At 63.2% G+C, this 9,192-nt stretch carries 12 protein-coding genes; 5 read left to right on the forward strand and 7 right to left on the reverse strand.

The window, feature by feature from the left end; all coding sequences use genetic code 11:
• Nucleotides 1–7 precede the first annotated feature (7 nt).
• The 4 genes from BVE01S_RS14855 to BVE01S_RS14865 are packed head-to-tail and all read right to left on the reverse strand — an operon-like array spanning nucleotide 8 to nucleotide 2,682.
• Nucleotides 8–988 carry an ATP-dependent DNA ligase gene (locus BVE01S_RS14855; protein ID WP_066629199.1) on the reverse strand — a complete coding sequence of 327 codons (981 nt, stop codon included), beginning with the start codon at nucleotides 986–988 and terminating at the stop codon, nucleotides 8–10.
• A 10-nt stretch (nucleotides 989–998) separates the two neighbouring features.
• Nucleotides 999–2,177, reverse strand: a complete 1,179-nt coding sequence (locus BVE01S_RS14860; RefSeq protein WP_066629202.1) for a zinc-dependent alcohol dehydrogenase — start codon at nucleotides 2,175–2,177, stop codon at nucleotides 999–1,001.
• Between the two features lie 41 nt (nucleotides 2,178–2,218).
• Nucleotides 2,219–2,344 carry a hypothetical protein gene (locus BVE01S_RS17395; RefSeq protein ID WP_280513219.1) on the reverse strand — a complete coding sequence of 42 codons (126 nt, stop codon included), beginning with the start codon at nucleotides 2,342–2,344 and terminating at the stop codon, nucleotides 2,219–2,221.
• Nucleotides 2,344–2,682 carry an SRPBCC family protein gene (locus BVE01S_RS14865; RefSeq protein ID WP_218015932.1) on the reverse strand — a complete coding sequence of 113 codons (339 nt, stop codon included), beginning with the start codon at nucleotides 2,680–2,682 and terminating at the stop codon, nucleotides 2,344–2,346. Before BVE01S_RS14865 ends, BVE01S_RS17395 begins: the two co-directional genes overlap by 1 nt.
• A gap of 321 nt (nucleotides 2,683–3,003) precedes the next feature.
• Between BVE01S_RS14865 and BVE01S_RS14870 the strand changes: the two genes are divergently transcribed.
• Both BVE01S_RS14870 and BVE01S_RS14875 read left to right on the forward strand, forming a co-directional pair.
• On the forward strand, nucleotides 3,004–3,720 hold the full coding sequence (locus BVE01S_RS14870) for an SDR family NAD(P)-dependent oxidoreductase (protein ID WP_218015933.1): 717 nt from the start codon (nucleotides 3,004–3,006) through the stop codon (nucleotides 3,718–3,720).
• 278 nt (nucleotides 3,721–3,998) lie between these two features.
• On the forward strand, nucleotides 3,999–5,924 hold the full coding sequence (locus BVE01S_RS14875) for a hybrid sensor histidine kinase/response regulator (protein ID WP_066629207.1): 1,926 nt from the start codon (nucleotides 3,999–4,001) through the stop codon (nucleotides 5,922–5,924).
• 684 nt (nucleotides 5,925–6,608) lie between these two features.
• On the opposite strand, the gene BVE01S_RS14880 is transcribed toward BVE01S_RS14875, so the two are convergent.
• From BVE01S_RS14880 to BVE01S_RS16910, 3 genes are all read right to left on the reverse strand, one after another.
• Complete coding sequence (locus tag BVE01S_RS14880; protein WP_066629210.1) at nucleotides 6,609–6,905, reverse strand: helix-turn-helix transcriptional regulator; 297 nt, start codon at nucleotides 6,903–6,905, stop codon at nucleotides 6,609–6,611.
• A 108-nt stretch (nucleotides 6,906–7,013) separates the two neighbouring features.
• Nucleotides 7,014–7,202, reverse strand: coding sequence for a hypothetical protein (locus tag BVE01S_RS14885; protein ID WP_066629213.1), 189 nt, complete (start codon nucleotides 7,200–7,202; stop codon nucleotides 7,014–7,016).
• A 172-nt stretch (nucleotides 7,203–7,374) separates the two neighbouring features.
• A complete protein-coding gene (locus BVE01S_RS16910; RefSeq protein ID WP_157076478.1) occupies nucleotides 7,375–7,887 on the reverse strand; it encodes a hypothetical protein in 513 nt (170 codons plus the stop codon).
• Between BVE01S_RS16910 and BVE01S_RS17310 the strand changes: the two genes are divergently transcribed.
• The 3 genes from BVE01S_RS17310 (at nucleotide 7,874) to BVE01S_RS16915 (ending at nucleotide 9,180) form a co-directional block, all read left to right on the forward strand.
• Nucleotides 7,874–8,533: a hypothetical protein gene (locus tag BVE01S_RS17310; protein WP_244878398.1), complete on the forward strand. Its 660-nt coding sequence runs from the start codon at nucleotides 7,874–7,876 to the stop codon at nucleotides 8,531–8,533. The two genes, BVE01S_RS16910 and BVE01S_RS17310, sit on opposite strands and share 14 nt — an antisense overlap.
• 53 nt (nucleotides 8,534–8,586) lie before the next feature.
• Nucleotides 8,587–8,757 (forward strand): EAL domain-containing protein, encoded by a 171-nt coding sequence (locus tag BVE01S_RS17315; RefSeq protein ID WP_244878404.1) that lies wholly within the window; start codon nucleotides 8,587–8,589, stop codon nucleotides 8,755–8,757.
• A gap of 219 nt (nucleotides 8,758–8,976) precedes the next feature.
• Nucleotides 8,977–9,180, forward strand: coding sequence for a hypothetical protein (locus BVE01S_RS16915; protein WP_157076479.1), 204 nt, complete (start codon nucleotides 8,977–8,979; stop codon nucleotides 9,178–9,180).
• Nucleotides 9,181–9,192: the final 12 nt, after the last annotated feature.

Consider the following 9,192-nt stretch of genomic DNA (forward strand, 5'->3'; position numbering starts at 1 on the left):
CGCCCGGCTAGCTCTCCAGCTGCTCCATGCGGCATTGGGCTGGCGCCTTGTCGGGACGAAAGCGGAGCAGCTTGGTGCCGTGGCGGAAGCGGTCGTCCGAGACCTGGTCGAAGCCGACCTCGACCACGCGTTCAGGCCGTAGCGGCTCCCAAGCCGCAGACCGTTCGGTGGACCATCGGCTCGGCCCGCCGGGCGCGCGGCCGCTGAAGCCATCACCGCCGCGCAGGGCCTCCAGTTCGCGGGTCAGGGCGATCTTGTCGGCGCCCCCGAACCCCGAGGTATGGCCGACGTGGTTGAGCTTACCCTCGTGGTCGTAGAGGCCGAGCAGGAGCGAACCGACGACCGGTGCATCCGACGCATAGCGGAAGCCGCCGATGACGCAGTCCGCCGTGCGGGCGCGCTTGACCTTGATCAAGTCGCGCTCGCCTTCGACGTAAGCGCCGTCTTTAGCCTTGGCTACCACGCCCTCCAGCTTGCCCTCGTCAAGCCACGTCCGCGCGAGGGTCCGGTCAGTCGTGCCGGGGGTGAGGGTGAAGTCGGCGGATTGGTGAACCTCGAGGAAGGCCTCAAGCCGTCCATGTCGCTTCGACCAGGGCCGGGGCCTGAGATCCGACCCATCGACATCGACCAGCATGTCGAACAGGGCGTAGATCGCCGGCGTTTCCTGGGCGAGGCGCCGGATGCGGCTCTCGGCAGGATGCAGACGCGCCTGCAACACCTCGAAGGAGAAGGCGTCTCCGTCGCGCGCCAGCAGTTCGCCGTCGAGCCCGAACCGCGTTTCCGGCAGGGCGGCGAGGCGATCGACCACCTCGGGGAAGAAGCGGTTCAGCGACTTTCCGGACTTCGCGATCAGGTGAATCTGGCCGTCTCGCTTGAAGGCGAGGCAGCGAAAGCCGTCCCACTTGGGTTCATAGATCCAGCCAGCCCCGTCCGGCAGGTCCGACTGAGACCGAGCCTCCATGGGGCAGGCGTCCAGATCGGCGTGCATCGGTGCGACCTCAACCGGGTTTCAGCACGACCTTGGTCCACTCGTTCTGATTTTCCTTGAAGTTCTTGTAGCCCTCGGCGGCCTGTTCGAGGGGCAGGCGGTGCGAGATCAGGTCGGTGGTGTCGATCTTGCCGTCGAGGATGAGTTGCAGCAGTTGCGGCAGATAGTTCTGCACGTGGGTCTGGCCGGTTTTCAGGGTTAGGCCCTTTTCCATGAAGGCCCCGATCGGCCATTTGTCGGCGAAGCCGCCATAGACGCCGGGGACCGAGACGGTGCCGCCCTTGCGCACCGCCATGATGGTCTCGCGCAGGACGTGGGGGCGGTCGGTGCCCAGGATCTTCGTCTCCTGCTTGATGGCGTCGACGATGTTGTCCGGTGAGAAGCCGTGGGCCTCCATCCCGACCGCGTCGATGCAACTGTCCGGACCGATGCCGGCGGTCATCTCCATCAGGGCCTCGCGCACCTTGACCTCGTGGTAGTTGAGGACCTCGGCGCCGTTCTGTTTGGCCAGCTCGAGGCGGCGCGGGTGGTGATCGATGGCGATGACGCGGCCCGCACCCATCAGGATAGCGCTTTTGATCGCGAACAGGCCGACGGGACCGCAGCCCCAGATCGCCACGGTGTCGCCAGGCTTGATCTGGGCGTTCTCGGCCGCCATCCAGCCGGTGGGGAAGATGTCGGAGAGAAACAGGACGCGCTCATCCTCGATGCCGTCCGGAATCTTGATCGGGCCATAGTCTGAGTAGGGGACCCGGGCGTACTCGGCCTGACCGCCGGCGTAACCGCCGGTCAGGTGCGAATAGCCGAAGGCGCCCGTCATGGCGTAGCCGTAGGCGATCTCGGACGCGTCGGCCTTCTCGGCCGGATTGGAGTTGTCGCAGGCGGCTGGCATCTTGTGATCGCAGAAGAAGCATTTGCCGCAGGCGATGACGAAGGGGACCACGACGCGGTCGCCGCGCTTCAAGGTCGTATTGGCGGGCCCGACCTCCTCGACCACGCCCATGAACTCATGGCCCAGGATGTCGCCGTTCGACATGCCGGGGATCATGCTGTCGTAGAGGTGCAGGTCCGAGCCGCAGATGGCGGTGGCGGTGATCTTGATGATGGCGTCGCGGGGATTGACGATCTGCGGGTCGGGGACGGTGTCGACCTGGACGTTGTGTTTGCCGTGCCATGTGAGTGCGCGCATGGGAATCTCGCTGTTTGGAGGGTGTGTTCGGACGGGGCCGATCAGAAGTGGCGACTGGCGCGGGGCCCGGCGTCGGGCGCCTTGGAGGTCGAGACCTCGCCGGTCTCCATCAACTGCTTGAAGCGACGCAGCTCGCGCCGGGCCTGGATGCGAGGCTCGCGCTGCATCACCTTGGCGACGACCTTGCCAGTGCCCCGGCAGGTGGGTCGTAGCTGATAAAGATCCGCACCTCCGTGCCGCGACCGAAGGCGTTGTCCTTGAACTCGATCCAGCCCTCATGATCGACGTCGGAGCCTTCGCTGGAGCGCCAAGCGATCCGCTCGCCGGGGATATCCTCGGTGATCTCTGACACCAGATCGATTTCGGCGCCGGCGGGTCCGGCGATGGTCCATTGCGACCGTTTGGCGTCGAGAATCTCGACCGTCTTCACGTTCTCGGTGAAGGACGGCAGGTTCGTGAAGTCGCGCCAGAACTCATAAAGCTCCTGGCGTGGCCGGTTAATCATGGCGGCGCGGATGCTGGCGGCGGCGTGTCGCCCTCGACATTGTCCTTGTCGATAAAGGCGGGAGAGGCGACCTCGGCGTCGGTGGAAATCGGGTCTGATGAGGACATGGGGGATGCTCCGTCTGGTCGGCTATCCAATCCGTCCGACGCGGCTGTGTTCCAGCGTGGCGATACGGAACCGCATCAGCGCCCTTTGCTCTTGCCGAACAGAGCCTTGTCCGGAGAACCCCATGTCCAATACTGAACTTTCCGCCGCTGAGGCGGTCCGGCCCCTCGCCATCGTAACCGGAGCCTCCAGTGGGATCGGTTACGAGCTGCGAGGCTGTTCGCGGAAGACGGTTATCACCTGATCGTCGCCGCCGACACGCCGCTGGCGGAAGCCGTCCAAGGGCTGGAAGCCGTGGGCGCGACCGTTGAAGCTGTTCAAGTCGATCTCGCAACGGAGCAGGGCGTCCAGGCCCTTTACGACAAGATCGGGGGCCGGCCGGTTGACGCGCTTGCCGCCAACGCGGGTCACGGTCTCGGCAAGGGCTTCCTCGACGAAAGCTTCGAAGACATCCTGCATGTGATCAACACGAACATCACCGGCACGGTGCGCCTCGCTCATCTCCTGGGCCGCGACACGCGCGAACGGGGACGCGGCCGGATCCTCTTCACCGGGTCGATCGCCGGCCTGATGCCCGGCAGCTTCCAGGCCGTCTACAACGCGTCCAAGGCCTTCGTGGACAGCTTCTCCTTCGCCCTGCGCAACGAGCTGAAGGATACGGGCGTCACCGTGACGGTCCTCATGCCGGGGGTGACAGACACCGACTTCTGCGAGCGGGCCGGACTGATGGACACGAAGGTGGGGCAGGACGACAAGAAGATGGACCCCGCCGACGTCGCCAAATACGGCTACGACGCAATGAATCGCGGCGACGGCGATGTGGTCGCCGGCTTGGGCAACAAACTTCAGGCGGCGATCGCCGCTGTGACTCCCCAGACCGTGTTGGCCGAGCAGCATCGCAAAATGGCGGAGCCCGGCTCCGGTCAGGGTTGAACCATGAAAAACCCAGACGAGGAGAAACCAGGACCGGAGGATGATCTTCGCCAAGGTCCTCTGAACCCCCGAGGGGAAGATGGGCTCGTCGTCGTCGAAAATCCTCCGGGAAAGCCCATGCACATGTCACCGGATGAAGCGGACATATCGGGCATCCGAATGCTCGATGCGGCCCACGACGCGCGTCGCCGACCAGGCGACTAGCCGCTCGGGATTTCACGGCTGGCGCCGGAACAACGAGCCAAGCGGCACGTTGGGTCCCCGCGCGTGGGGGCTGCATGAAAGACTCGTTGGATTCAGAAGACCGTCGCTATCGACTGCTGGTCGATGCGATCACGGACTACGCCGTCTATATGCTGGACGAGAACGGCTATGTGTCCAGTTGGAACCCCGGCGCCCAACGCTTCAAGGGCTATCGCGCCGACGAGATTGTCGGTCAGCATTTCTCCCGTTTTTACACCCCTGAAGATCGGGCGTCGGATCTGCCCAAGCGCGCGCTCGCCGAGGCGGCCGAACAAGGTCGATTTGAACACGAAGGCTGGAGACTGCGCCAGGACGGGACCAGGTTCTGGGCTCATGTGGTCATTGATCCGATCCGCGACCCGGCGGGGAAGGTCATCGGCTTCGCCAAGGTGACGCGAGATCTGACCGAGCGTCGAGCGGCCGAGGAACAGCTTCGTCTGTCTCAGGAACAGTTCCAACTGCTGGTCAACGGCGTCACGGATTACGCCATCTATATGCTCGATCCGTCAGGGCTCGTCTCGAGTTGGAACTCCGGCGCCGAGCGGATCAAGGGCTTCCGCCGCGACGAGATCGTCGGCGAGCATTTCTCCCGGTTCTACACGGCCGAAGATCGCGAGGCCGGCCTGCCCGAACGCGCGCTGGAAACGGCGACGGCGGACGGTCGGTTTGAAAAAGAAGGCTGGCGTCTGCGCAAAGACGGCTCGCGGTTCTGGGCCCATGTCATCATCGACGCTGTCCGGAATGACGATGGCGCGATCATTGGCTTCGCCAAGGTCACCCGTGACATCACAGAACGAATGGAAAGCCAGCGTCAGCTGGAGGCGGCTCGTGAAGCACTCTTCCAGTCACAGAAATTGGAAGCTATCGGCCAGCTCACCGGTGGAATCGCGCATGACTTCAACAATCTTCTTTCGGCCGTTCTCGGAAGCCTCGACCTGGTCCGCAAGCGGCTGCCGTTCGATCCCCGCATCTCGCCACTGATCGACAACGCCATCCTCGGAGCGGAGCGGGGCGCTGCTCTGACCCAGCGGATGTTGGCCTTCGCCCGGAAGCAGGATCTGGAAACCCGACCGACTGACCTGCCGGCTCTGGTCGGCGGCATGCGTGATTTCCTCCAGAGGACGATCGGTCCACGGATTGAGATCGAGACCGAGTTTCCAAGGGGACTGGCGCCGATTCTAACGGATCCGGTCCAGCTGGAGACGACCTTGCTCAACTTGGCGGTCAACGCACGAGACGCCATGCCCGACGCCGGTGTGATCCGCATCGGGGCCTCGGCGGCCAAGGTCAAGGCGGGGGACCCCCTGCTTGCGCCGGGCGACTATGTGAAACTCTACGTCAGCGATACGGGCGAAGGGATGGATCCGGCGACCCTGGCGCGCGCCGCAGATCCGTTCTTCACCACCAAAGGGGTAGGGAAGGGGACTGGTTTGGGACTGTCGATGATCCACGGTCTCATGGCCCAGACCGGCGGGCGTCTTCAGATCGACAGTCAACCGGGCGAGGGTACGACCGTGACCCTCTGGCTCCGGGTTGCCGAGGGCGCCGAAGGACTGAGCGCGATCCCCACCGTCGATCCCGTTCAAGCCGGAAAGGCGTTGCTCCGGATCCTCGCTGTGGATGACGATCCCCTTGTGCTGATCAACACGACGGCCTTGTTGGAAGATCTCGGGCACGAGGTGATTACCGCCTCGTCCGGGAAGCAGGCTTTGGTGCACCTCAAATCGGACGTGCCGCTCGACTTGATGGTCACCGATCACGTCATGCCTCAAATGTCGGGTTTTGAATTGATCTTAGAGGCCAAACGGCTACGTCCGGGATTACCCGCGCTCATCACGTCCGGGTTCGCAGAGCTAGATACCGTCGATAACGACGAGCTTCTCCGGCTGCCGAAACCTTTCAATCAAGCGGATCTAGAGCGCGCGGTATGGTCAGCGGTTGAAGGCGATATCCAGTCCTGACACCTCGCGTGGGGGACCGCATGAGGGGCTCCGACGCCTCGAAGGGCCATTGTTCGAAGATGGCGTAGTCGCCCCGACTTGCCTCCCGAAAGCCCGTAGCTCCTTCGGTATCCGCCAACCCGCCGCCAAAGCCGACACTGTGAGGTGTGCTTGTTGGAACCTAAGAAAGAACCTATGGGTCAGAGTACACCATATTTTCTATAGTGACGGTCAAATGGTGCGACGCGACGGGGAAGTTGATTCCTGCTGGTACATTGTCACTACATAGGGCGAATGCGGTAATAGACGTCGAAAGATGGCGACATCACGCAAATTTTATGATGAGGAATTCGCCAGTGTTTTCAATATCTCAAAATTTGTTCGGCCTACGGATCGGTTTGATCGATCAAAGTGAAGAAAAAACCCAGAACGTTCAACGTCCTGGGCCATTTTCGCAATCGAGTGGGAATAACTCGGGGCTCTCGCTACCTTTCCCCATCGCTTCCGAAAACCTCGATAAGCGCCTGACAACATTGTGAATTCTGACGAGACCCTTCGATATCATTCGGAGGGTCTTTTTTCGTTTTACCGTCACTGGCGACGGTGTCGCCTCCTGTTGCGATGCAGGAAGCTCCCGGCGACCGCCATCCACGTCCGCGACATCGTCAAACAGATTTACGCCTGGCAGGCCCTTCACACCCGTGGTCACGGTGCAGGAGACCTCGGCTCCGCGTTTTGATCCGCGCGTCTGACAGGGCGCGAGCGCCGCAGGCGGACGTCCGGGCCGGCCGCCCTCGGAATTGGCCGATCCCGGCGAAGTTTCAGCCAGGCCTCGACCTCGGCGAGGTCCCACACGACGCAGCGCGGCGTGAGCAGGAAACGCTTGGGAAACTGACCCTTCTGCTCCATCTCCCAGATGGTGCTGTCGGCCAGCGGCACCATCTGACGAAGCTCAGGCTTCTTGATGGTTCGCTTGAGCGGCGGTGCGGCGGCTTGTGCCATCGGGCTCTCCTTTGAATACGACTCAAGGGAATCCGAAAGGCGACGACGGAGCCATCCGCAGGTCTCCTTGGGTGAAGTCGCCACCGTGTCGTTGCGGATTGCCGACCCTCAGCGGGGCTGGAAAGCTCTGCCCCGGTTGCCGATCATCACCCAGCCGGCGTTGGTCGGGCGGTAACTGCCTTTTGCGACGGCCTCGGCAAGTCCCAGCACCGTTAGTTCGCGTCCGCGGTTCTCGTTGCCGGCGCGCGCCGGATCCACGAGGTCCAGCAAGGCTTCGATGCGTTCAGCGTCAGTCATGGGTTCTCTATGGACGGATCGGCACCGAGTTCAAGGAAAGAGGGTGTGTTCGTCGAAGCCGGCCGGTCGGCGTGTCGGCGCGGCACGAAAGTTCGTGACCCCCAACAGACGCGGCTGCGCAAAGTATGCATGGAATTTAAATCAAAATCTTTGCATAAGCGTCGGACGCTTCCTACGTAGGTGGCGAAGGATTTTCCCAATGTCGGCGCTCAACGATGTGAAGAAACGACTGCGGCCTGGTCAGGTCTATCGTCGTCAGGATTTCGAGAAGTGGTCCAATGCCGTGGATCGGCATCTGCGCCAGCTCGTGGAGGAAGGGCGACTGGAGAAGGTCTCCGGCGGCCTCTATCTGGCGCCGCGCCAGACGCGCTACGGCAAGGCTCCCGCCCGGCCGGAGAAACTGGTGGAGAGCTTCCTCAAGGACGACCGCTTCCTGCTGGTCTCGCCGAACGCCTACAACGGCCTGGGGGTAGGGACGACCCAGCTGTACAACGAACCCGTTGTCTACAATCTCAAACGCCATGGCCGGTTCGACCTCGGCGGCCGCGTCTATGACTTCCGCAAAAAGCCCTCGGTCCCGGCCAAGCTGACCGAGGAGGTCCTTCTCGTCGATCTGTTGCAGAACCTGGACCGGCTCGCCGAGACCCGCACCGCCACAGTTACAGGCCGAGATGCGGTCGCTCATCCAGTTCAAATCCGCGACCCTCACAGACCTGGGCTTTCAGCGATCGGGTGTCTGGGGGCCGGAGACGGCCGCCCAGCGCGGCGAGCATCTTGCCCTGCTGTTCGGAGCCCTGGCCGCCCGTTCGGACGGCGAGGTGAAAGGGGCAGGGGCCGTGCCTGAAGATCTCTCGCTTGCCCTGCTGGTCTGCCCGCCAGTCTGGGACTGGTACATCCAGTGGCGTGAGCAGAGGCGAGGCTTCTTCACCGGTTGGGAGTCGGAGATGCTCCTGCTGGCGGCGGCCCTGACCCGGGTGGAGTTCGGTTGGCTGCGCCAATGTCCGTGGCTGGCCGAACGGCTCCGGCCGATCCCCGGCGTCCTGACGCAGGCGGACATCGAGACCGTCCAGGCTGACTGGGACATGGCCTGCGAGCGGATGAACCGGCACGCCCTGTCGCGGGCGCGAGAGGTGCAGCGGGTCGCGCGCGTCCACCGCGATCCATTCGAGCCGCTGCTTCCCATTCTCGAGGCCGCGAGCCCAGTGGGCGAATATCTCAAGATCGCCGAGGAGGTGCTGCGGTACATGCCGGATGCCCGTCGCCATCCGCGCGCGGCGGCCGAGACGGTGCGCGGGTTTCTCATGCTGCGGTTGACATCGGCACCCGGCTGAAAATCGACCAGTCTTTCGTCAGGAACGTCACAACGAACCGGGAAGACGCGGCGATCGTCCGCGCCGTGATCTATCTCGGCCGGAACTTTAGCCTGGATGTGATCGCCGAAGGTGTGGAGAGCGAAGAACAGCTGGCCTTCCTCGCCGAGAACGGGTGTCCGGAAGCGCAGGGCTATCTGTTCGGTCGCCCCGTCATGACCAAGACGTTCGACTTGGGTATCTGACGGCAGGAGAGATAGTGCCGCGCGAAGCTTTTCCGCCGCCGGCGCGGGTATAGAGCCCTAAGACGTTTTGACATGCCGAGGCGGTGTCGGCGCTCCGGTTCGTCGATAGCCGACATCCAGGGGTTGCGCGCTTCGAGCGTCCGTCAGCGGACTTTCGAAAAGCTGCATTTCCTCTACGACACCAAGGTGCTAAGCGTGGCCATTAGCTCGCGATGGCCGATGACCTCCTACCTTTTCAAGCTTTACACAACGCCCGACGGGGAGCCGGTCACCGAGTTGGCCAATGCCCAGGACGACGAAGAGGCGCGAGATCTGGCGGAACTGCGTCTTCTCTTGACCGGCGGGTTATTGCGGGTTTCTGTCCACCGTGATGGGGAAGAGGTCCTGATCCTGACGCGGGACAACGACGGGCGAGACCCCTAGTTCGGGGGCTCA

This window comes from Brevundimonas vesicularis NBRC 12165, from assembly GCF_001592205.1.
Taxonomy (GTDB): Bacteria; Pseudomonadota; Alphaproteobacteria; order Caulobacterales; family Caulobacteraceae; genus Brevundimonas; species Brevundimonas vesicularis.

What these genes read in the sequence shown, in the direction of transcription:
- BVE01S_RS14875 (WP_066629207.1), top strand. Translation starts at nt 3,999, where the DNA reads ATGAAAGACTCGTTGGATTCAGAAGACCGTCGCTATCGACTGCTGGTC.
- BVE01S_RS14860 (WP_066629202.1), bottom strand. Translation starts at nt 2,177, where the DNA reads ATGCGCGCACTCACATGGCACGGCAAACACAACGTCCAGGTCGACACC.
- BVE01S_RS16910 (WP_157076478.1), bottom strand. Translation starts at nt 7,887, where the DNA reads ATGAGCGACCGCATCTCGGCCTGTAACTGTGGCGGTGCGGGTCTCGGC.
- BVE01S_RS14880 (WP_066629210.1), bottom strand. Translation starts at nt 6,905, where the DNA reads ATGGCACAAGCCGCCGCACCGCCGCTCAAGCGAACCATCAAGAAGCCT.
- BVE01S_RS17395 (WP_280513219.1), bottom strand. Translation starts at nt 2,344, where the DNA reads ATGCAGCGCGAGCCTCGCATCCAGGCCCGGCGCGAGCTGCGTCGCTTC.
- BVE01S_RS14885 (WP_066629213.1), bottom strand. Translation starts at nt 7,202, where the DNA reads ATGACTGACGCTGAACGCATCGAAGCCTTGCTGGACCTCGTGGATCCG.
- BVE01S_RS14865 (WP_218015932.1), bottom strand. Translation starts at nt 2,682, where the DNA reads ATGATTAACCGGCCACGCCAGGAGCTTTATGAGTTCTGGCGCGACTTC.
- BVE01S_RS16915 (WP_157076479.1), top strand. Translation starts at nt 8,977, where the DNA reads ATGACCTCCTACCTTTTCAAGCTTTACACAACGCCCGACGGGGAGCCG.
- BVE01S_RS14855 (WP_066629199.1), bottom strand. Translation starts at nt 988, where the DNA reads ATGCACGCCGATCTGGACGCCTGCCCCATGGAGGCTCGGTCTCAGTCG.
- BVE01S_RS17310 (WP_244878398.1), top strand. Translation starts at nt 7,874, where the DNA reads ATGCGGTCGCTCATCCAGTTCAAATCCGCGACCCTCACAGACCTGGGC.